At 60.6% G+C, this 19,145-nt stretch carries 22 protein-coding genes and 2 tRNA genes; 8 read left to right on the forward strand and 16 right to left on the reverse strand.

Going from position 1 to position 19,145, the window contains the following annotated elements:
- The 3 genes from ACDELDRAFT_RS10135 to ACDELDRAFT_RS10145 form a co-directional block, all read right to left on the reverse strand.
- Nucleotides 1–692: DUF3106 domain-containing protein (locus ACDELDRAFT_RS10135; protein ID WP_050784156.1), on the reverse strand; the 692-nt coding region annotated here is incomplete at its 3' end.
- Between the two features lie 50 nt (nucleotides 693–742).
- The gene (locus ACDELDRAFT_RS10140; RefSeq protein WP_005796244.1) at nucleotides 743–1,192 is read right to left on the reverse strand and encodes a DUF3619 family protein; all 450 of its coding nucleotides are present in this window, start codon (nucleotides 1,190–1,192) and stop codon (nucleotides 743–745) included.
- The gene (locus ACDELDRAFT_RS10145; RefSeq protein WP_005796245.1) at nucleotides 1,189–1,758 is read right to left on the reverse strand and encodes an RNA polymerase sigma factor; all 570 of its coding nucleotides are present in this window, start codon (nucleotides 1,756–1,758) and stop codon (nucleotides 1,189–1,191) included. The genes ACDELDRAFT_RS10140 and ACDELDRAFT_RS10145 overlap by 4 nt, the downstream gene beginning before the upstream one ends.
- A 280-nt stretch (nucleotides 1,759–2,038) precedes the next feature.
- Between ACDELDRAFT_RS10145 and ACDELDRAFT_RS10150 the strand changes: the two genes are divergently transcribed.
- The 6 genes from ACDELDRAFT_RS10150 to ACDELDRAFT_RS10175 all read left to right on the forward strand — a co-directional run bounded on the left by ACDELDRAFT_RS10150 (nucleotide 2,039) and on the right by ACDELDRAFT_RS10175 (nucleotide 9,650).
- Complete coding sequence (locus ACDELDRAFT_RS10150) at nucleotides 2,039–3,829, forward strand: acetolactate synthase 3 catalytic subunit (RefSeq protein ID WP_005796246.1); 1,791 nt, start codon at nucleotides 2,039–2,041, stop codon at nucleotides 3,827–3,829.
- 191 nt (nucleotides 3,830–4,020) lie between these two features.
- Nucleotides 4,021–4,512, forward strand: coding sequence for an acetolactate synthase small subunit (gene ilvN / locus ACDELDRAFT_RS10155; protein ID WP_005796247.1), 492 nt, complete (start codon nucleotides 4,021–4,023; stop codon nucleotides 4,510–4,512).
- A 158-nt stretch (nucleotides 4,513–4,670) separates the two neighbouring features.
- Complete coding sequence (ilvC, locus tag ACDELDRAFT_RS10160; RefSeq protein WP_005796248.1) at nucleotides 4,671–5,687, forward strand: ketol-acid reductoisomerase; 1,017 nt, start codon at nucleotides 4,671–4,673, stop codon at nucleotides 5,685–5,687.
- A gap of 192 nt (nucleotides 5,688–5,879) precedes the next feature.
- Entirely contained in the window at nucleotides 5,880–6,713 is an 834-nt protein-coding gene (gene pssA / locus ACDELDRAFT_RS10165; RefSeq protein ID WP_005796249.1) for a CDP-diacylglycerol--serine O-phosphatidyltransferase, read from the forward strand.
- 206 nt (nucleotides 6,714–6,919) lie between these two features.
- The gene (locus ACDELDRAFT_RS10170; RefSeq protein WP_005796250.1) at nucleotides 6,920–8,458 is read left to right on the forward strand and encodes a 2-isopropylmalate synthase; all 1,539 of its coding nucleotides are present in this window, start codon (nucleotides 6,920–6,922) and stop codon (nucleotides 8,456–8,458) included.
- 115 nt (nucleotides 8,459–8,573) lie between these two features.
- Entirely contained in the window at nucleotides 8,574–9,650 is a 1,077-nt protein-coding gene (locus ACDELDRAFT_RS10175; protein WP_005796253.1) for a serine hydrolase, read from the forward strand.
- A gap of 63 nt (nucleotides 9,651–9,713) precedes the next feature.
- Here ACDELDRAFT_RS10175 and ACDELDRAFT_RS10180 read toward each other — a convergent pair whose 3' ends face one another.
- From ACDELDRAFT_RS10180 to ACDELDRAFT_RS10210, 8 genes are all read right to left on the reverse strand, one after another.
- Nucleotides 9,714–10,526, reverse strand: a complete 813-nt coding sequence (locus ACDELDRAFT_RS10180; RefSeq protein WP_005796256.1) for an IclR family transcriptional regulator — start codon at nucleotides 10,524–10,526, stop codon at nucleotides 9,714–9,716.
- A gap of 21 nt (nucleotides 10,527–10,547) precedes the next feature.
- Nucleotides 10,548–11,342 (reverse strand): arginyltransferase, encoded by a 795-nt coding sequence (locus tag ACDELDRAFT_RS10185; protein WP_005796265.1) that lies wholly within the window; start codon nucleotides 11,340–11,342, stop codon nucleotides 10,548–10,550.
- The gene (gene aat / locus ACDELDRAFT_RS10190) at nucleotides 11,339–12,094 is read right to left on the reverse strand and encodes a leucyl/phenylalanyl-tRNA--protein transferase (RefSeq protein ID WP_040328724.1); all 756 of its coding nucleotides are present in this window, start codon (nucleotides 12,092–12,094) and stop codon (nucleotides 11,339–11,341) included. The genes ACDELDRAFT_RS10185 and aat overlap by 4 nt, the downstream gene beginning before the upstream one ends.
- 130 nt (nucleotides 12,095–12,224) lie before the next feature.
- Complete coding sequence (locus tag ACDELDRAFT_RS10195; RefSeq protein WP_005796269.1) at nucleotides 12,225–13,553, reverse strand: leucine-rich repeat-containing protein kinase family protein; 1,329 nt, start codon at nucleotides 13,551–13,553, stop codon at nucleotides 12,225–12,227.
- A 117-nt stretch (nucleotides 13,554–13,670) separates the two neighbouring features.
- Nucleotides 13,671–13,746: transfer RNA gene (locus ACDELDRAFT_RS10200), tRNA-Asn, on the reverse strand.
- 52 nt (nucleotides 13,747–13,798) lie between these two features.
- Nucleotides 13,799–13,874, reverse strand: a tRNA-Asn gene (locus ACDELDRAFT_RS10205).
- A gap of 47 nt (nucleotides 13,875–13,921) precedes the next feature.
- Complete coding sequence (locus ACDELDRAFT_RS24050; protein ID WP_081470108.1) at nucleotides 13,922–14,347, reverse strand: YbaN family protein; 426 nt, start codon at nucleotides 14,345–14,347, stop codon at nucleotides 13,922–13,924.
- Nucleotides 14,348–14,669: 322 nt separating this feature from the next.
- Nucleotides 14,670–14,939 (reverse strand): hypothetical protein, encoded by a 270-nt coding sequence (locus ACDELDRAFT_RS10210; protein ID WP_005796274.1) that lies wholly within the window; start codon nucleotides 14,937–14,939, stop codon nucleotides 14,670–14,672.
- 252 nt (nucleotides 14,940–15,191) lie between these two features.
- Here ACDELDRAFT_RS10210 and ACDELDRAFT_RS24440 point away from each other — a divergent pair, with 252 nt between their 5' ends.
- Nucleotides 15,192–15,452, forward strand: a complete 261-nt coding sequence (locus ACDELDRAFT_RS24440) for a hypothetical protein (RefSeq protein ID WP_005796276.1) — start codon at nucleotides 15,192–15,194, stop codon at nucleotides 15,450–15,452.
- A gap of 146 nt (nucleotides 15,453–15,598) precedes the next feature.
- On the opposite strand, the gene ACDELDRAFT_RS10220 is transcribed toward ACDELDRAFT_RS24440, so the two are convergent.
- From ACDELDRAFT_RS10220 to ACDELDRAFT_RS25665, 3 genes are all read right to left on the reverse strand, one after another.
- The gene (locus tag ACDELDRAFT_RS10220; RefSeq protein WP_050784158.1) at nucleotides 15,599–16,150 is read right to left on the reverse strand and encodes a low affinity iron permease family protein; all 552 of its coding nucleotides are present in this window, start codon (nucleotides 16,148–16,150) and stop codon (nucleotides 15,599–15,601) included.
- A 229-nt stretch (nucleotides 16,151–16,379) separates the two neighbouring features.
- On the reverse strand, nucleotides 16,380–16,592 hold the full coding sequence (locus ACDELDRAFT_RS25660; protein WP_005796280.1) for a YetF domain-containing protein: 213 nt from the start codon (nucleotides 16,590–16,592) through the stop codon (nucleotides 16,380–16,382).
- 100 nt (nucleotides 16,593–16,692) lie between these two features.
- Entirely contained in the window at nucleotides 16,693–16,869 is a 177-nt protein-coding gene (locus ACDELDRAFT_RS25665; RefSeq protein WP_005796284.1) for a hypothetical protein, read from the reverse strand.
- Between the two features lie 249 nt (nucleotides 16,870–17,118).
- On the opposite strand from ACDELDRAFT_RS25665, the gene ACDELDRAFT_RS10230 reads away from it, so the two are divergent.
- Nucleotides 17,119–17,733: a hypothetical protein gene (locus tag ACDELDRAFT_RS10230; RefSeq protein WP_005796286.1), complete on the forward strand. Its 615-nt coding sequence runs from the start codon at nucleotides 17,119–17,121 to the stop codon at nucleotides 17,731–17,733.
- Between the two features lie 99 nt (nucleotides 17,734–17,832).
- Here ACDELDRAFT_RS10230 and ACDELDRAFT_RS10235 read toward each other — a convergent pair whose 3' ends face one another.
- Together ACDELDRAFT_RS10235 and def are read right to left on the reverse strand one after the other, a co-directional pair.
- Nucleotides 17,833–18,171, reverse strand: coding sequence for a cysteine hydrolase family protein (locus ACDELDRAFT_RS10235; protein WP_005796288.1), 339 nt, complete (start codon nucleotides 18,169–18,171; stop codon nucleotides 17,833–17,835).
- A 245-nt stretch (nucleotides 18,172–18,416) separates the two neighbouring features.
- The gene (def, locus tag ACDELDRAFT_RS10240) at nucleotides 18,417–18,956 is read right to left on the reverse strand and encodes a peptide deformylase (protein WP_040328738.1); all 540 of its coding nucleotides are present in this window, start codon (nucleotides 18,954–18,956) and stop codon (nucleotides 18,417–18,419) included.
- Nucleotides 18,957–19,145 lie beyond the last annotated feature (189 nt).

Consider the following 19,145-nt stretch of genomic DNA (forward strand, 5'->3'; position numbering starts at 1 on the left):
GCTGCTGGGTCGCTCGCCGCCGCTGCCGGAGCGGGCGCCGAGGGCGATATTACCCGCGGTGAAAGGCTCGGCACCGGCGGAATTTTGGGGGGGTTAGGGCGGTTGGGGTTGGCCTCGGCAGCGGCAGGAATCTGCGCCAGCTTGCGCGGCGACACCGGCTTGAGCGCAGTGGCTGCGCCATGCGGCTTGGGTGCGGCGCGTGCCGCCAGCCTGCGTTTTTCTTCTTCGCTCAGCGCCTGGTAGGCCTGCCACTGGGCCAGTTTGTTGTCGCGGGCAAGGCGATTGGAGTCGGCGTAGTTCAGCCGCGCCTGGTTGCGCTGCTGGGCGCTGAGGCTGGCCCATTCCGTCATGCGGCTGTGCAGCTTCTCCTGCTCCTGTTCCGGCAATGCCGCGAAGCTCTGCGCCAGGGCCAGCCAACGGCGTTTTTGCACTTCGCTGAGCAGCGCCCACCGTTCCGCCAGCGGATACAAGGCCAATTTCTGGGGCGTGGTCAAGACTTCCCAGCCGGGGCCGGCGGGCGTTTGCTGAGCAGGATTGGCGAATGAGCCGGGTGCGTTCTTGCCGCCGGATTTGGGCGCCAGTGCCGCCACGGGCGGCAGGGTGCCTGGCGCCATGCGCACCTGGTTGAGCACCGCCACTCCACCTGCGACGAGCGCGCCTAAAAGCACCAAAGCCAGCACGAAGGCTGGCATGGCGGGGCGGGCGTCAGGGGGATTTATCGGCATGCAGCAAGCCAGGTCAATCAGTTACCGCCTGTGTTGGTGGTTTTCAGGAATTGCACGAAGCCCGGGTCCGAATAAGCGGCCGGCGGCAGTTCGTCGGTCAGCAGGGCCGCATCGACTTCGGCCACTTCGTTGGTCCCGTTTTCGTCCTGGGCGGTGTTGATCACGACCAGCCCGACCAGCAAGGCCATCACAGGGATTGCGGACACCAGGGCGTTCCACCAGCCGCTGTGCTCGCCGCCACCTCCCAGCATTGCCGTGTTGCCCGAATGCACCACAGCGGGTGCAGGCGCTGCGCGCCGCACCTGCACGGTGACCTTGCGCTTGGAAAGCGCCTGCATGCGGGCCGCGCGCAGCCGCTCTGAAATGTCGTACGGCAGATCGTCCGTTGCGCTGGTCAACCGTGCGGTAACGCGGCGGGCGAAGCGATCTGCAGCCATTTCGGGGGTGAGTGGGGTGGCAGTGTTCATGGTTCGATTCCTTTTGCCTTCAGTGCCTTGCTGAGGGTCTGTACTGCACGAAAACAGTGCGTCTTGACGCTGCCTTCGGAGCAGCCCATGGCGGCAGCTGTTTCTGCAACATCCATTTCTTCCCAGTAACGCATCAGAAACGCTTCCCGTTGACGAGCCGGCAGTTCCTGGATCTCTGCCTCGATGTCCTTGAATATCTGGGCGCGACGGACCAGATCCTCGGCGCTCTCGGCCCGCTCGCCATTGTCGGGCCCTGCATAGGCTTCGAGCAGATCAAATTCCGTGCCATCTTCTGCAGGCCCGTCGAAGTCGCTCATGTTCGAAAACAGTGCATTGCGGGTCTTCTGGCGACGGAACCAGTCCAGCGTGCAGTTCGACAGAATGCGCTGGAACAGCATCGGCAACTCGTCAACAGGCTTGTCTCCGTAATGCTCGGCCAGCTTGAGCATGCTGTCCTGAACGATGTCCAGGGCCGCTTCCTCATTGCGGACGTGGTAAAGCGAGCGCTTGAAGGCGCGCTTTTCTACGTTTTTGAGGAAGTCGGAGAGTTCTTGTTCAGTTGCCAAGAGAGATCAGCCCGTGAGGGTTGAGTGCCCGCAAAAAAGCGCCGGGCAGCACGTCAGGGCGCGAATTATCGCATTGGGCACCGATTTTTCGGCAAATGGCTGGTTTTGTGCGTGTTGCAGTGCGATAATTTCCATTGCAATTCAAAAGGCAAACGGGTCACGGTCCGGCGCGGCAATCATCCCGCCCATGTCCTTGGCCTCAAGTTCCAAGCTGGCTTCACGAGAGCGCGTGCAAGGAGCACCCAAGGTTTTTCGTCAGAGAAATTCACAAAGGTTGATCATGGAAATCTCCAAGGCTGAACTCACATCGGCAGCCGCCGCCTCTCACGGCAACTCTCACGCTCCCGGCTCGCAGGACCTCATGGGTTCTGAAATCCTCGTCAAATCGCTGCAGGCCGAGAATGTGCAGTACATCTGGGGCTACCCCGGTGGCGCGGTTCTCTACATCTACGACGCGCTCTACAAGCAAGACACCATCCAGCACGTGCTGGTGCGCCATGAGCAGGCTGCCGTGCATGCCGCCGACGGCTATGCGCGCGCCACCGGCGACGTGGGCGTGGCGCTGGTGACATCGGGTCCCGGGTTGACCAACGCGGTGACCGGCATTGCCACGGCCTACATGGACAGCATTCCCATGGTCATCATCTCCGGCCAGGTGCCCACGGCGGCCATCGGTCTGGATGCATTCCAGGAATGCGACACGGTGGGCATCACGCGCCCCATTGTGAAGCACAACTTCCTCGTCAAGGACCCGCGCGATCTGGCGATGACGCTGAAAAAGGCGTTCCACATCGCTCGCACCGGACGACCTGGTCCCGTGGTGGTGGACATCCCGAAGGATGTGTCTTTCAAGAAGGCGGCCTACAACGGTTACCCCCAGAGTGTGGAAATGCGCTCCTACAACCCGGTGCGCAAGGGCCATGGCGGCCAGATCCGCAAGGCGCTGCAACTGCTGCTGGCTGCCAAGCGCCCCTACATCTATACCGGCGGCGGCGTGCTGCTGGGCAATGCCACCAACGAGCTGCGCACGCTGGTGGACATGCTGGGCTACCCGGTCACGAACACACTGATGGGCCTGGGCGCCTACCCCGCGTCGGACCGCAAGTTCCTGGGCATGCTGGGCATGCACGGCACCATCGAAGCCAACAACGCCATGCAGAACTGCGATGTGCTGCTGGCCGTGGGCGCGCGCTTCGATGACCGCGTGATCGGCAACCCCAAGCATTTCGCGCAGAACGACCGCAAGATCATCCACGTGGATATCGACCCGTCCAGCATCTCCAAGCGCGTGAAGGTCGACATCCCGATCGTCGGCGACGTGAAGGATGTGCTCACCGAACTGATCTCCATGATCCGCGAGAGCAGCACCCGGCCGGATGCCGGTGCCCTGGCCGCATGGTGGGACACCATCGAAGGCTGGCGCAAGCGCGATTGCCTGAAGTACAGCATGGGCAGCGGCGACGTGATCAAGCCCCAGTACGTGGTCGAGACGCTGTGGAACATGACGAAGGACGCGGACACCTACATCACGTCCGACGTGGGCCAGCACCAGATGTGGGCGGCGCAGTATTACCGCTTCGACGAGCCGCGCCGCTGGATCAACTCCGGCGGCCTGGGCACCATGGGTGTGGGCATTCCCTACGCCATGGGCATCAAGCTGGCCAAGCCGCAATCGGAAGTGTTCTGCATCACCGGCGAAGGCTCGGTGCAGATGAACATCCAGGAGCTGTCTACCTGCCTGCAGTACAACACGCCGATCAAAATCTGCTCGCTGAACAACCGCTATCTGGGCATGGTGCGCCAGTGGCAGGAGATCGAGTACTCCGGCCGCTATAGCCACAGCTACATGGATGCGCTGCCCAACTTCGTGAAGCTGGCCGAAGCCTATGGCCATGTGGGTCTTCTGATCGAGCATCCCAAGGACGTGGAGCCCGCGCTGCGCGAAGCCCGCAAGCTCAAGGACCGCACGGTGTTCCTGGACTTCCGCACCGACCCCACCGAGAACGTGTTCCCGATGGTTCAGGCCGGCAAGGGCATCACCGAAATGCTGCTGGGATCGGAAGATCTTTAAGCAAAATAGGCCTGCAGTGCTTGTCCATCAAGCGCTACCCGCTATTGAATAAATAGCATTCATTTTTTGACGAATCTATTGCCTGCCAAGCCCGCGCATTACCGTGCGCGGAGGAGGGCAGCGAAAAACGACAGTTTTCTGCGGCCACTTTCGGGTCGTGCTGCCGTCGCAAAAAGAGGAATCTCTTCACCATGAAACACATCATTGCCGTTCTGCTGGAAAACGAACCCGGTGCTCTGTCGCGCGTCGTGGGCCTGTTCTCGGCCCGTGGCTACAACATCGAATCGCTCACCGTGGCGCCCACCGAGGATGCGTCGCTGTCGCGCATGACCATCCAGACCCATGGATCCGACGACGTGATCGAGCAGATCACCAAGCACCTGAACCGCCTCATCGAGGTGGTGAAGGTGGTGGATCTGACCGAAGGCGCCTACACCGAGCGCGAGCTCATGATGGTGAAGGTGCGTGCGGTGGGCAAGGAGCGCGAGGAGATGAAGCGCATGGCCGACATCTTCCGTGGCCGCATCATCGACGTGACCGAGAAGAGCTACACCATCGAGCTCACGGGCGACCAGTCCAAGAACGACGCCTTCCTGCAAGCCATCGACCGCACAGCCATTCTCGAAACCGTGCGCACGGGTGCCAGCGGCATCGGCCGCGGCGAGCGCATCCTGCGCGTGTGACGGATGGGCCTTCGACCGGCCTGCGCTACCGAGGAGCCTTGCCGCACTGCAGCAGTGTCTGCGCCTCCCCGCCTGGCCATCCGGCCGATCTCCATCCGATGTAAGACAATCTGCTGTTTATTTTTCCAACCCAACAACGCATTTCAACCGGAGCGACCATGAAAGTTTTCTACGACAAAGACTGTGACCTGAGCCTGATCAAGGGCAAGACCGTGGCCATCATCGGCTACGGCTCGCAAGGCCACGCCCATGCACAAAACCTGAACGACAGCGGCGTGAAGGTCGTGGTCGGCCTGCGCAAGGGCGGCGCCTCGTGGGACAAGGTCGGCAAGGCCGGCCTGACGGTCATGGAAGTCAACGACGCCGTGAAGGCCGCCGACGTGGTCATGATCCTGCTGCCCGACGAGCAGATCGCCGAGGTCTACACCAACAACGTGGCCCCGAACATCAAGCAAGGCGCCTCGCTGGCCTTCGCCCATGGCTTCAATGTGCACTACAACCAAGTCGTGCCCCGCGCTGACCTGGACGTGTGGATGGTCGCCCCCAAGGCACCCGGCCACACCGTGCGCAACACCTACACGCAAGGCGGTGGCGTGCCCCACCTGGTGGCCGTGCACCAGGACAAGTCCGGCAAGGCCCGTGACCTGGCCCTGAGCTACGCTATGGCCAACGGTGGCGGCAAGGCCGGCATCATCGAGACCAACTTCAAGGAAGAGACCGAGACCGACCTGTTCGGCGAGCAGGCCGTGCTGTGCGGTGGCGCCGTCGAGCTGATCAAGATGGGTTACGAAACCCTGGTCGAAGCCGGCTACGCCCCTGAGATGGCCTACTTCGAGTGCCTGCACGAGCTCAAGCTCATCGTGGACCTGATCTACGAAGGCGGCATCGCCAACATGAACTACTCGATCTCGAACAACGCCGAGTTCGGCGAGTACGTGACCGGCCCCGAAGTCATCAACGAGCAGTCGCGCGCCGCCATGCGCAACGCCCTCAAGCGCATCCAGAACGGCGACTACGCCAAGATGTTCATCCAGGAAGGCCGCCTGAACTACCCAAGCATGACGGCCCGCCGCCGCAACACGGCAGACCACAGCATCGAAGTGGTGGGTGCCCAGCTGCGCGCCATGATGCCCTGGATCGCCAAGAACAAGCTGGTCGACCAGACCCGCAACTGATTCTTCGCTGCGGAAGCATCGAAAGGCCACTTCGGTGGCCTTTTTCGTTGGGCGGCCGCGGTGCTGGCAGGCGCTACACTGCGGCCTTCGCCTTTCGTGCGTACGGCGCCTGCGTGGTATTTATACAGGGGCCTGTTACTATAATTTTAATAGCTGCTTGTTTATGCAGGACAAGCGCTGGAGGTCTACTAGATGCATGATGGCAATAAGTCCACCGCCCAACCTGGTGTGATGGTGCGCAAGCGGCGCAAAGGCATCTACATCCTGCCCAACCTGTTCACCTTGGCGGCACTGTTCGGGGGCTTCTATTCCATTGTGATGGCCATGAATGGCCGCTTCGACATGGCTTCCGTGGGCGTATTCTGCGCCATGGTGCTGGACAGCCTGGATGGGCGCGTGGCGCGCATGACGAACACCCAGAGCGCGTTTGGCGAACAGATGGACTCCTTGTCCGACATGGTGTCGTTTGGCGCCGCACCAGCCCTCATTGCCTACGAGTGGTCGCTCAAGGGGCTGGGCCGCTGGGGCTGGATCGCGGCGTTCGTCTATTGCGCCTGTGCTGCGCTGCGCCTGGCGCGCTTCAACGTTAATACGAGTGTGGTGGACAAGCGCTACTTCCAGGGCCTGCCATCGCCGGCAGCCGCCGCCCTGGTGGCGGGCTTCATCTGGTTGATGACGGAGCTGGGGGTCCACCGAGGCGAGGACCACTGGCTGTCATGGCCGGCGGTGAGCTGGGTCATGTTTGCTTTCACCCTCTACGCGGGGCTCACCATGGTGACCAACGTGCCGTTCTACAGCTTCAAAGACGTGCAGATGAAGAAAAGTGTGCCGTTTGCCGCGATCGTTCTGATCGCGCTGGGCATTGCCGTCATCAACATCCACCCCCCTGTCGTGCTGTTCGGCGTCTTTGTTCTGTATGGGCTCAGCGGCTATGCCGTCTATGCGTGGCGCAAGGCCAAGGGGCAGCACAGCAGCGTGATCAGCATCTCGACCGATGAGCCGGATGAACGTGGCCTGCACAACTGAGCGCAGCCGCGCACAAGAAACTGTGCTACATTGCAACGCATGAATATGTTTGCACGCACCCTACTGCTAGCTCCCCACGGGCGGAGACGGTAGGCGCGCGCGCACACTTTTTCCAAAAGGCCCGTATGCACCCGCAGCGGGCCTTTTGTTTTGGGCGCCAGAATTTCAACGTTGCGGGCAACCCCACCAGTACCAGGAGAGAACACATGGCTGACAAACTCATTATTTTCGACACCACCTTGCGCGACGGCGAACAATCGCCCGGGGCCTCAATGACCAAGGACGAGAAGCTGCGCATTGCCCGCCAGCTCGAGCGCCTGAAGGTGGACGTGATCGAAGCCGGGTTTGCAGCCAGCTCCAACGGGGATTTCGATGCCGTCCAGGCCATCGCCCATGCGATCAAGGATTCGACCATCTGCTCGCTCTCGCGTGCCAACGATCGCGACATCGCCCGCGCAGCCGAGGCACTGCGGGGCGCCAACAGCGCCCGCATCCACACCTTCATTGCGACGAGCCCGTTGCACATGGAGAAAAAACTGCGCATGACCCCCGAGCAGGTGCTCGAGCAGGCAACGCAGGCGGTGCGCTTTGCCCGCAATCTGGTGGGTGACATCGAGTTCAGCCCCGAAGATGGTTATCGCAGCGAACCCGATTTTCTGTGCCGCGTGATCGAGTCCGTGATCGCAGAGGGAGCGACGACCATCAATGTGCCGGACACCGTGGGTTACGCCATCCCTGAGTTGTATGGCAACTTCATCAAGAACCTGCGCGAACGCATTCCCAACAGCGACAAGGCCGTTTGGTCGGTGCACTGCCACAACGATTTGGGCATGGCGGTGGCCAATTCGCTCGCAGGTGTGAAGATCGGCGGTGCACGCCAGGTCGAGTGCACGATCAATGGCCTGGGTGAGCGTGCGGGCAATTGCTCACTCGAAGAGGTGGTCATGGCCGTGAAAACGCGCCGCGACTACTTCGGTCTTGACGTGGGCATAGATACCCAGCACATCGTTGCCGCGAGCCGCATGGTCAGCCAGACCACAGGCTTCGTGGTGCAGCCCAACAAGGCTGTGGTGGGGGCGAATGCCTTTGCCCACGCCTCAGGCATCCACCAGGATGGTGTGCTCAAGGCCCGGGATACCTACGAAATCATGCGCGCCGAAGATGTGGGCTGGAGCGCCAACAAGATCGTCCTGGGCAAGCTCAGCGGCCGCAACGCCTTCAAACAGCGTCTCCAGGAACTGGGTGTGGCGCTGGAGAGCGAGGGCGAGATCAACGCCGCTTTCGCCAAATTCAAGGAACTGGCCGACCGCAAGAGCGAAATCTTCGACGAGGACATCCTTGCCCTGGTCAGTGATGAAAGCGTGAGCGCCGAGAAGGAACAGTTCGGCTTTGTTTCGCTGTCGCAGCACAGCGAGACGGGTGAGCGCCCCCAGGCTCGCATCGTGTTCACGGTGGCAGGCAAAGAAGTGCAGGGCGAGTCAGAGGGCAACGGCCCGGTGGATGCATCGCTCAAGGCCATTGAATCCCATGTTCAGAGTGGCGCGGAAATGGTCTTGTATTCAGTCAACGCCATCAGCGGCTCGACGGAGAGCCAGGGGGAGGTGACGGTGCGCCTGCAAAGCAGCGGCCGGGTGGTGAATGGCGTTGGAGCCGATCCTGATATCGTCGTGGCGTCAGCCAAAGCCTACCTGAGCGCGTTGAATAAATTGCAAAGTAAAGCTGACCGTGTTGCAGCACAGGGGTGAGCAGTGAATCTATAATTCACTCACTTTATTGAAGAGTCGTGCAAGATGTTGATCTTGCGCGACTTTTTTCAGTTCTGTACACTGCACCACACTTTTTACCGTTTGGAGCACATTGATGCACCATCGCCGCCGCACAGCAGTGAACCGTTTCATCCAGTATTTGGGCCTTTTGGTGGTGAGCGTCGCGCTGGCGTCTCCGGCCGCCCACGCAAGCGAGCGAAAAAAGGCATCCGCCAAAAAGCAGCAAGCCCATTCAGTCACCGCCAAGCGAGCGGCGCCTGCGCGCAAAGCTGCTGGCGCAAGCAAGGCGGCACGCACCACGGCGCGCTCGGCAAAGGCGCCCGTCCGGGTTTCTTATGAGCCGGCAAAGCCTTCTTTCGGCCAGATGGCGGGCCTGCACCAGGTCAACGACCCGCTTGACCTGAAGTCGAGCGTAGCCTACGTGATCGACCAGGACACGCACGAGGTGCTGCTCAGCAAGAATGATCATGCGGTGCTTCCCATAGCCTCGCTGACCAAGCTCATGACAGGGCTTATCGTTACGCAGGCCCATCTGCCCATGGATGAGCCCATCACCATCACCCAGGACGACGTGGACACCGAAAAAGGCAGCCGTTCGCGTCTGAGCGTTGGCACCACGCTCACGCGGGGCGAGATGCTGCACCTGGCTTTGATGTCGAGCGAAAACCGCGCAGCACACGCGCTGGGCCGTACCTACCCTGGCGGGCTGGAAGCATTCGTCGCGTTGATGAACAGCAAGGCCCGCTCGATCGGGATGACGGACACGGTCTATGTCGAGCCCACCGGCTTGTCAAGCCGCAACCAATCGAGTGCGCGTGATTTGGCACTGCTGGTGAACGTGGCCCACGGCGACCCTGTGATGCGCGAGTTCTCGACGTCTCCGGGCTACGAGGTGGCCGTAGGCCACAAGACGCTGCAGTTCAACAATACCAACGGTCTGGTGAAGAACCCCGATTGGAATATCGGCCTGCAAAAGACCGGTTATATCTCTGAGGCAGGTCGCTGCCTTGTGATGCAGACGCACATTGCAGGGCGCAAACTCATCATGGTGTTCCTCGATTCCGCAGGGAAGTTCAGCCGCCTTGGCGACGCCCAGCGTGTGCGGCACTGGGTTGAGTCATTGCCCGCCATTGCTCCCAAATTGCAAGCTACCCGCGCCAGCGCGGGCTGACACCATCACCTCCGGGCGCTCCCTGTCGTGTCAGGCGCCCGGATCCGCCATTTTGTTAATGGCTCAACCTGCATCGCTAGAGCGGTTCGTCGTGTCGGTCGTGGATTGGTAGCCCAGCGCCAGAGAAATTTCGTGGGCCGTTGCCTGCAGTTTGGGCAACCAGCCCTCGTCCAGGCGGTCTGCAGGCGCTGAGATCGAAAGTCCTGCTACCAGCTTGCCTTGGTCGTCGAATACGCCCGCCGCCATGCAGCGCACGCCCAGCTCCAGTTCTTCATTGTCGCGTGCCACGCCATATTGGCGCGCCTTGCCGAGTTCACGCTCGAGTATCGGCAGTTGCGTAATGCTGTTGCGGGTATGGCCCGCCAGGCCGGTGCGGGTGGCGTAGGCGCGTACGCGCTGGGGGTCGTCCAGCGCCAGGAACAGCTTACCCGTGGAAGTGAGGTGCAGCGGGGCCCGTCCGCCGATCGCCCGCACCACCTGCATTCCGGAGCGCTCACTGTAGGCGCGTTCGACATAGACGATTTCATCGCCCTGGCGCACGCTCAGGTTCACGGGTTGCTGGATAAGCTTGTGCAGGTTGCGCATGGGCCCCAGCGCTGCGTCGCGCACGCTCAGGCGCGCCTTGACGAGGTTGCCGAGTTCCAGCAGCCGCATACCCAGTCGGTAGCTTCCTGATTCAGGTCGGTCGACAAACCGGCCGATCGTGAGGTCATTCAGGATGCGGTGGGTGGTGGAAGGATGCAGCCCGGTTTTCTCGCTGATTTCCTTCAGTGAAATGGCTTCTTCGCGAGATGCCAGGACATCGATCAGAGTGAACATGCGTTCAAGCACCTGAACGCTGGGTTTCACGGCAATGCCTGGGTCTTTTTTCTTCATGGGAAGCTGTGTAGCGAAAGATCAGCGCATTTTATCTTGTGAAATTTGTCCAGTGCTGCCGCATGCATCGTCCGGCAGGTTCGCAGGCCGGGCCCAATGATTCCCTACGCGGATCTCGTGCGGAACGAACTTGGCCTTGTATCGCATCTTGCTGCTCTCTTGGATCCAGTAGCCCAGGTAGACGTGGGGCAGGCCCAGGGCCCGAGCCTGCGAAATCTGCCAAAGAACGTTATAGGTGCCATAGCTGCAGTGGCTATCGGGCGCGTAGAAGGTGTAAACCGCCGAGAGGCCGTCTTCGAGGATGTCGAGGATCGATACCATCTTGAGCGCACCCACGGCTCCGGTCGGGTCTGTCTCGCGGAACTCCACAAGGCGGGTGTTCACGCGGCTTTGCAACAAGAACTGCGTGTACTGGTCGACGCTATCGTGGTCCATGCCGCCGCCTGGGTGCCGGGCATTCTGGTAGGCGCGGTACAACTGATAGTGCTCTGGGATGAAACACAGGCGCAGCACGCGGGCCTGGAGGTTGGCATGGCGCGCGGCCGCTCTGCGCTGGCTGCGGTCGGGGGTGAAATGATCGACCAGGACACGCAAGGGCACGCAAGCCTGGCATCCATCGCAGTAAGGCCGGTACGTGAACATTCCACTGCGACGGAACCCCTGGACGATCAGGTCCGAATAAACCGTGCTTTGGATCAGGTGGCTGGGTGTGGCGACTTGTGATCGCGCCTGCCGATCCGGCAGGTAACTGCAAGGGTAGGGGGCCGTTGCGTAAAACTGGAGCGTTTGCAGCGGAAGGTCGTTGAGTTGCGTCATGCCATGGGCGCCTGGGGCGGGAGCAGCTCATTCCAGTATACGGGCTTGAAATTCCAATGAATGGGCGGCTGAGTGTTCTGGTGCTGGACGTAGCGCACGAAGTCTGAGCGGGAAATCTCCTCTGCTCCCAAGGAAGCCAGGTGCTCAGTGTTTTGCTGGCAATCGATCAGTTCGACGCCTTGGTGGCGGCACAGGCAGACCAGGGCGGCCAGTGCGACCTTGGAGGCATCGGTGGCGTAGGCGAACATGGATTCGCCGAACACAGCCCGGCCGAGAGCCACGCAATACAGGCCGCCCACGAGCTCGCCATTGATCCAGGTTTCCACGCTGTGGGCGTTGCCCTGCGCATGCAGCGCTTCGTAGGCGGTCACCATGTCGGGCACGATCCAGGTCCCGTTCTGTCCGTCCCGCGAGATGCTTGAGCATGCCCGGATGACTCTGTCGAAGGCGAAGTCGATGCGCACTTCGCAGTTCGGGTTGCTGCGAAATTTGCTCAGGGTTTTGCGCAGGGACCGGTGTAGGCGGAATTGGGCCACCTTCAGCACCATGCGTGGGTCGGGCGCCCACCATAAGATGGGCTGGCCTGCGCTGAACCAAGGGAACGTTCCTTGGGCGTATGCGCGGCGCAAGTGATCCCCGCCAAGGGCGCCGCCGGCGGCCAAGAGGCCCGGTGCAGGGCTGGAAGGCCCCCATGCCGTGGAAGGGTCAGGCAGGGGATCTTCTGGTTCGAGCCAAGGCAGTTGAGGAGGCATATTCAAAGCGCCAGGTGGTGCATGGTGAAAGAAGGGACCACGCGAAAACCCATCGCGGGCGTCGACGGGTGCCCCGCGCAGGTAGCCGCCAGGTCGCGGGCGCCCGGGCGGTGCGCACGTCCTCACCAGGCTATGGGGCGGCCATCGCTCTTACAGTGTTCTCGATCTCATTAAACAACGGCCGGCTTCCAGGTGCAGGCGATAGGCAGCGGGATTTCAATTCATCAAGGGCCGCCCAATCGCCCATCGCTTCGCTTGGCGGTGTGCACCGTTCGATCCATTCCTCGAGCAGGCAGCCAAAGGCGCGAACTTCGAGTGCCTGGAGTGCGGCTGGGCCTGATTTGCCTCCCGGTTGATAGAACGATGCGGCTCCAAAATCGCCCAGCAGTGCGCCACCATGCCCATCGTGGAGGATATTGTGGGCGTACAGGTCGCCGTGCATGATGCCCCGGCGGTGCAGATGGGCCATCGCACTGGCGACGGTCTGAGCGAGGCGCGCCACCGTAGCCCAGGTGAACCGCGCGCCGGGTTCGTAGACATCCCGGGTGCACGAATCAAAGCTGGGCGGGTGGCCCAGGCTGAGAAACCGGGGATCTACCAGCGGCATTACGAGGCCGTGTGCACCGGCTGGATGGTTGGTAACGGTCCCCAGTACGGGTATGAGACCACGATGCGAGCCAGCTCTGACGCAGGCAGCCATCTCGGAGCGGGGTAGTCCATCGCTGGTGACCTCACCCTTGAATACTTTCACCGCGACGGGCTGGGTCTGCTCTCCGCACTGCTGCTCGGCTTGGAAGATCACGCCTGAAGCGCCTTGCCCCAAAGTGTTCAGGATGTTGAACTGATCCCAAGGAATGGCTGGAGCCGGGGCTGTGGCCAACGCTGCAGCCTCCATCGGGGCGCAAAAGGGATTGCCGGCGTATGCCAGCCACGAAAGCCGCGGCATGGACATCAACCACGCGGGGAGTTCATCCAGGTGGTTGGCTGCGATGCGAAGCAGTTCCAGTCGGGTGCAGCGGGACAGTTCTCGCGGCAATGTCTTCAACCGATTGCCCGAAAGCATGAGTTTTTGCAGCTGGATGCATTCGCCGATGCTTGCGGGTAATGCGTCGAGCTGGTTGTCTGTGAGGATGAGCCAGCGCAGCCTCGTTCCCAGTGCATGCTCGGACACGGTTTGGATCTGGTTTGCCTTGAACCCCACCATGCTCAGGTGTGCGCATTGCCCCAGTACCTCAGGCACGTGGGTGAACTGGTTGTTTGAGCAAAACAGAATGCGCAGCTTGTGCAGGCGCGAGAAATCGTCAGGTAGCGATGACAGAGCGTTGTCTGACAGGTCCAGAACCTCGAGGCTGTCGGCTAAATCAAAGAGCGCGCGGGGAAACTCTGTCAGGCCGCAAGCGAGTTTGACTTGCCGGGCGCCTTGCAGTGCTTCCGAGTGCAAGGCATCCAAGGTGTTCATTGGCGCAGGGCAATAGATCGCAATAACAGGCAGGTGGGCTATGCGTGATCGCTGGCAAGCGATGGCTATGCAAAGCAAAAAGGCCACCCAATGGTGGCCTTTTTGCTGCCAAAAATGTGGCTCCTCGACCTGGGCTCGAACCAGGGACCTACGGATTAACAGTCCGGCGCTCTACCGACTGAGCTATCGAGGAATTTATCGGTATGAAGTAGCAACTGCACGTATGCAGCATGCCCAGAAATTCTTGGCTCCTCGACCTGGGCTCGAACCAGGGACCTACGGATTAACAGTCCGGCGCTCTACCGACTGAGCTATCGAGGAACAAGACTTAGATTATATACACAAAATTAGGCGATGCGAAAGACGCATCATCGTGGGGTAGTGCGGGCCGGTTCTGGCCGTCGCCAGAGCCACGCCAACACACCAGCCATACATAGGCAGGCAACCGCAACGGCCCAGCGGGGCGCGTGGGTCAAAAGCAGCATGGCTGCACTTGCTGCCATCATCAGCGTGGCGGCCCATTTCGAGCGCCGGCTCACCTGCCCACCGCGGGACCAGTCACGCAGCATCGGGCCGAACAGACGGTGGTGCCATAGCCAGCGGTACAAGGGGGGTGAACTGCGGGCGGCAGCCCAGGCAGCCATCAAGATGAAGACGGTGGAGGGCAAGCCCGGTAGAAAAACACCCATGATGCCCAGCGCAAGGCACAAAATGGCAAAACCTTTGAGCAGCCACCGCACAGGTAACGCAAGCGGCTTGGGTGGGGCTGGCGGGTCGTCTTCAGGTAAAACCATTGCTGGCGATTGTGCCCGGCGCTTTTCTTCGGATGCAATAGGGCGAAGCTCACGCTGGTTGAAGCGTCAAGGCGGCACCTCGGGCTCATGACGCTGCGATAGCCCGAAGGGGCCGCTGGTGTGCATCAGCTGCGGCGCAGCGCTGCGCAGAAGAATGGTTGGGGGCGCCTGTGGCGGTGTTCGCCGGCGCGTCTATACGTTACGAGGTGCGAGCCATGAATTGGCGGCGTGGCCCTCATCTCTTTACCCTTCATGGCCCATTCAAGTCGGTCCGTACGGCTGGGGCTGGTTTTACCTGTACTACGGTCATTTTGAGTGGTGATCAGCTCTCTCCGGCTTTCTCCAAGAGGGCCTGGCCTTTTGCAGTGAGTGCCAACACCCTTGCAAACTGCTGGTGCGATTCCGGATGAGGAAGCATTACGGCCACCATGTCTGCAGCGCGCAGTACCCGCAATTTGTCGATGCAGGCCTCGCCGGTGACGGTTAACGGAAGCTCTGCCTGCGCAATCTCGCGAAGATATTCAAACGGCATGGCGGAACCTTTGAAGTAAACGTGACAGAGCATTGCATTGTGAAAGAAGATGCTCTCCATTGATGTAAATAAATATATTCCCGCGCGATGTTGAAGGCGTTTGCAACCGGGGAGTTTTTTTGAAACCCCACGGTCTGATCTGCGAGTTGCGCAAATCGATTTGGTTTCTAAAGTATGCGGCCATGTGTACACACTCCGTCATTCAGCAGGCGCAATCGCACAGGCTTGGCGCTCTTCAGCCGACGGTGGAAAGCATCCGTCAGGTCCCCAATGGAAGAAGTCAATTCCGCCTCGTTGAAACAGGAGACTCACATGACTACCAGCCAGCAAGGACAAGACAGTGCATCGCGCCAGCAGAGCCAGCAGAGCCAGCAGCAAAACCAACAAAACCAACAAAGTCAGGAAAGCCAGCAACAGAATCAGCAGAATCGAGTGAGTGACCCATCCCGCCAGGAATTGCAGAAGCAGGGCTGGCAACAGGAACAAGGTGGTACGCAATCTCGCCAGCAGGGGGAGGAGACAAACCAGGCCAACAGCCAAGTGAACCGCGACCAGCAAAATCAGAATCGATAGGGCCAATCAAAATTGCAGTCGCTATTCGCCGGCCCCCCAGCCCGCCTAGTGCGGGCTTTTTTGATGATGAATCAACCTTGTTTCCGTGCAAACGGTTATTCGGTCAATGGTAATGTCAGGCAGTCGCAATAACTGCCGGCAGGTCTTTATCGCTCGGAACCGGCGGGTAGCACAGGTGCGGCGTCGTTCAAACTGGCGGGCATGCCTTCTTCGTCGATGGAGTGCACTTCCTTGTTGGCTCCTGCGCACCTGGCACGCTCGGCCAGCCGTACATAGAAGTTCGCCACATCCCGCAGATCTTGCTCGTCGAGGCCTTCGATGCCGATCATGCGGTTGCTGGCCTCGCGGTTCGCCGCCAGCAGCTCGTTGAGCTTGAGGTGGAGGGCCACACTGTCCTTGTTCTGGCTTTGCTGGATCAGAAACACCATCAGAAAGGTGATGATGGTGGTTCCCGTGTTGATGACAAGTTGCCAGTTCTCTGAAAATTTGAAAAAGGGCCCTGCGATGGCCCAGACCACCACAATCCCCAATGCGGCGCAAAAAAGCCCTGGCGACCCCGCCCAGCGGGTGACGCTGGAAGCGAAATGGTCAAAGGCGGTTTGCAGTGTGGAACGGTCGGCGTAAGAGGGGCTGCTTGTCGTAGGCATTGCGCCCGGGGTATCGGTGCCCCGACCCAGTGGCATGGTGCGTTCGGTCATCGGAAGAGGCTTTCGGAATAGGTGTTGGCGGCTGTCTCGGTCTCCCAGGCCGGCCCTGAATTGCAGGGTAGACCACAAGGCCAAGTTGCGAGCACGGGCGTCTCCTTCACCCATGGTGATGGCACTTGCCATTCTTGTCCGTCAGCGGAACGCGGGTTTTGCAGGGCGTGCCGTCCTACGACGGCGACCTGAGAGTTGGGCCTAGGTCGCGCGCAGCGACGTCTGGAGTTCAGCCACTCATGTCGGCGTTGCCGCCCTTTGACTTCTGCAAGATGCTGATCTGTCCGTCAGCTTCCAGAAATGCACACCGCATGTCCTTGAGATCACAGTCTTCCTTCCGCAGGCTGCGCTCCACATCCGCCAACGGAACATGGTGCTTGGGGAGCAGGTCGTGGAATATCTCGTCATTGCGCCCGATGAGGACAGCGCGTCCTACCACCATGGTTTGAGCCCGGTGGCTACGGGTCGTAATGAAGGCCGCACACACGTTGAGACTGATCAGAGTGGTTGCAGCCAGCAAGCCCCCCCAATACTGACGGATTTCAGCCTGCCAGTCCGTTGGACGCCGATTCGCTGAGCAGCATGACCACGAGCAGCTCGAAGGGCGTGAACTGTCCTACCGTGCGCCGCCCGGACAGCCGTACCAGCACCTGCAGGGCGACGTAGACCAAGGTTGCGCGCAAAGGAAATTGCCACCACGGCAAATCAAGTTCAAGCATGCACACCTCTCGTTCGGCATGGTCCGGCTCTGTCTTTTGAGGCAGAAGGTTGTCGCAGCAGGGGCACCGGATGGCTCGGACCGACGCTGGCGACCATGGCCGGGAAGTGTGCGGGTGTGCGTCAGACAAAAGCGGGCGGAGTTTCTTCCCCTGTCCTACATTTGCCCCTGTGTCATGGGGGAAAGAATGAGCCAGCGCTTGGCGTTCGGTCGAGCGTATTCCTCCCCTCTTTTGACCCACGGAGCAACCATGCCGACAAAACCGCGCTACGACGCAATGCAACTACAGGACCTGATTCTTCAGATGATGGAAACCGAACTGGGTGGCGAAAAGGTCTACAAGACCGCTCTGACGTGTACGCTGAACGAAAATCTTCGCAAGGAGTGGGGTGAATACCTCGAAGAGACGTTGAACCACCAGAACGTGGTGCGTACCTTGTGCGAGCAGATGGGCATTGACCCGGACATGCAGACCCCGAGCCGCCTGGTGGTGAAACACATTGGTGAGTCTCTCGTCAAGGCCATGGAACTTGCGAAAACCGGAGGTGGCTCACCCGAAGCGGCCCAACTGGTGGCCTGTGAATGCGTGGTTCATGCGGAAACCAAGGACCATTCCAATTGGGAGCTTCTGGGTAAAGTGGCGGAAATAGCGCCGGGCGATGCCGGCAGGGTGCTCAAGGCCGCGCACGAAAAAGTCGAGAAGGACGAAGACCATCATCTCTACCACACCAAGGGGTGGTGTCGTGAGCTGTGGATCGAAAGCCTGGGTATGCCGGCAGTGCTGCCACCGCCCGAGGAAGTCAAGCAGGTGGAAACCGCCATCGGTGCATCGCGCGCAGAACAGCAGCGTTCCTCCATGCTTTGACGGAGGGGCGGCCAGAGAAAACTGCGGAGTCAGGCCCCGCCATCAGCCCTCTGGTGCCGCAGTTTTGAACGGGGGTGGCACCTCGCAAACGGCCACGGATCAACCGCTCTTCCGGATTGAGCACTTGAGCACCTGCGACATTTGCCGCAGAGCGGCGTCTTTAGAGGCTCCGTCCTCTGCTGCAGTGCAGTCGCGTGGCACCCATACTTTGAAACCCCGCATGTACGCGTCCATGGCGGTGAGGTGGACGCACATATCGGTTGCGAGGCCCACTACGTTTGCCTCGCGTGCGCCATGCTCCCGCAAGAGGTATTCGAGCGGCGTTGCGTGGAAAGCGGAATGCAGGGGTTTGAGGATGGTGAGATCGCAATCGACCGGTGCCAACATGGATGCAATCTCGCCGCGCGTGCCGGGCAGCGCCTGGTGGGCGGCCAGCAAATCCTTGAATTCCGAACGCCAATCGAACGGTGGCTCGCGCGGCGTTCAGTGCCGCTGGCAAAAGATCCTCAGCTCCCGGAAATCGCATGGGATTGATGAAATCCACCAGCACCAGCACCAGCACCAGCGCCAGCACGGTGGGGCTGTGTTTGAAATGGTCTTTCGTACCGATATCAAGGAGCCTCGAGGAGGAGGCCATCGACAATTGCTCGCGAGGTTGTCAACGAATAAGGGCCATGGCTGGCCTAATCGTCCTGCGGTGCGTCGACGCCAGGAAACAGAATCTCGGTAAAGCCAAACTGGGAAAAATCGCGCACCCGCATGGGGTAGAGCTTGCCCATCAGGTGGTCGCATTCATGCTGTACGACCCGGGCATGAAAACCTTCTGCAACGCGATCTATCGGGCTTCCATGGGCGTCGAACCCGCTGTAGCGAATGTGCAGCCAGCGCGGCACCTTGCCCCGCAAGCCTGGCACGGAAAGGCACCCTTCCCAGTCCTCTTCCTCATCTTCGCCCAGTGGCGTGATGACGGGATTGACCAGCACCGTTGGCGGCACCAGCGGGCGATCGGGGTAGCGGCGATTGGGCTCGTTTGAACCAAAAATCACCACCTGCAGATCCACTCCGATCTGGGGAGCTGCCAGCCCCGCGCCCTGAGCCGCTCGCATGGTTTCGAGCATGTCGCGTATGAGCTGGTGCAACTCAGGGGTGTCGAACTTCTGCACGGGCTGGGCAATGCGCAAAAGGCGCGGATCGCCCATTTTGAGGATGGAATGAATGGTCATGGTGACAGAGGAGGGCTCGCGAGGCCACAGCGAGCGTTGAGTGGCCTCCAGCATAGCCCGCTTCATCCGTAACGACACAAAAAGCGCTTTCACTTCACTGCGTTTCAGGGGGCTCGCGAGAGGGCGTTGGTTGCAGCCTTTGGTCTGCGGCAAAGGTTGCTTGGCAGGTCGATGCATGACGCATGCGGA

The sequence above is a fragment of the Acidovorax delafieldii 2AN genome (genome assembly GCF_000175235.1).
Taxonomy (GTDB): domain Bacteria; phylum Pseudomonadota; class Gammaproteobacteria; order Burkholderiales; family Burkholderiaceae_C; genus Acidovorax; species Acidovorax delafieldii_B.

Excerpts from the sequence above, each read along its gene's own strand:
- ACDELDRAFT_RS24440 (WP_005796276.1), top strand. The coding sequence starts at position 15,192 with ATGACTACCAGCCAGCAAGGACAAGACAGTGCATCGCGCCAGCAGAGC.
- def (WP_040328738.1), bottom strand. The coding sequence starts at position 18,956 with ATGACCATTCATTCCATCCTCAAAATGGGCGATCCGCGCCTTTTGCGC.
- ACDELDRAFT_RS25660 (WP_005796280.1), bottom strand. The coding sequence starts at position 16,592 with ATGGTGGTAGGACGCGCTGTCCTCATCGGGCGCAATGACGAGATATTC.
- pssA (WP_005796249.1), top strand. The coding sequence starts at position 5,880 with ATGCATGATGGCAATAAGTCCACCGCCCAACCTGGTGTGATGGTGCGC.
- ACDELDRAFT_RS10180 (WP_005796256.1), bottom strand. The coding sequence starts at position 10,526 with ATGAAGAAAAAAGACCCAGGCATTGCCGTGAAACCCAGCGTTCAGGTG.
- ACDELDRAFT_RS10195 (WP_005796269.1), bottom strand. The coding sequence starts at position 13,553 with ATGAACACCTTGGATGCCTTGCACTCGGAAGCACTGCAAGGCGCCCGG.
- ACDELDRAFT_RS10230 (WP_005796286.1), top strand. The coding sequence starts at position 17,119 with ATGCCGACAAAACCGCGCTACGACGCAATGCAACTACAGGACCTGATT.
- ACDELDRAFT_RS10170 (WP_005796250.1), top strand. The coding sequence starts at position 6,920 with ATGGCTGACAAACTCATTATTTTCGACACCACCTTGCGCGACGGCGAA.
- ACDELDRAFT_RS10175 (WP_005796253.1), top strand. The coding sequence starts at position 8,574 with ATGCACCATCGCCGCCGCACAGCAGTGAACCGTTTCATCCAGTATTTG.
- ACDELDRAFT_RS25665 (WP_005796284.1), bottom strand. The coding sequence starts at position 16,869 with ATGCTTGAACTTGATTTGCCGTGGTGGCAATTTCCTTTGCGCGCAACC.
- ACDELDRAFT_RS10210 (WP_005796274.1), bottom strand. The coding sequence starts at position 14,939 with ATGGAGAGCATCTTCTTTCACAATGCAATGCTCTGTCACGTTTACTTC.
- ilvN (WP_005796247.1), top strand. The coding sequence starts at position 4,021 with ATGAAACACATCATTGCCGTTCTGCTGGAAAACGAACCCGGTGCTCTG.
- ACDELDRAFT_RS10150 (WP_005796246.1), top strand. The coding sequence starts at position 2,039 with ATGGAAATCTCCAAGGCTGAACTCACATCGGCAGCCGCCGCCTCTCAC.
- ilvC (WP_005796248.1), top strand. The coding sequence starts at position 4,671 with ATGAAAGTTTTCTACGACAAAGACTGTGACCTGAGCCTGATCAAGGGC.
- ACDELDRAFT_RS24050 (WP_081470108.1), bottom strand. The coding sequence starts at position 14,347 with ATGGTTTTACCTGAAGACGACCCGCCAGCCCCACCCAAGCCGCTTGCG.
- aat (WP_040328724.1), bottom strand. The coding sequence starts at position 12,094 with ATGCCTCCTCAACTGCCTTGGCTCGAACCAGAAGATCCCCTGCCTGAC.
- ACDELDRAFT_RS10220 (WP_050784158.1), bottom strand. The coding sequence starts at position 16,150 with ATGACCGAACGCACCATGCCACTGGGTCGGGGCACCGATACCCCGGGC.
- ACDELDRAFT_RS10140 (WP_005796244.1), bottom strand. The coding sequence starts at position 1,192 with ATGAACACTGCCACCCCACTCACCCCCGAAATGGCTGCAGATCGCTTC.
- ACDELDRAFT_RS10185 (WP_005796265.1), bottom strand. The coding sequence starts at position 11,342 with ATGACGCAACTCAACGACCTTCCGCTGCAAACGCTCCAGTTTTACGCA.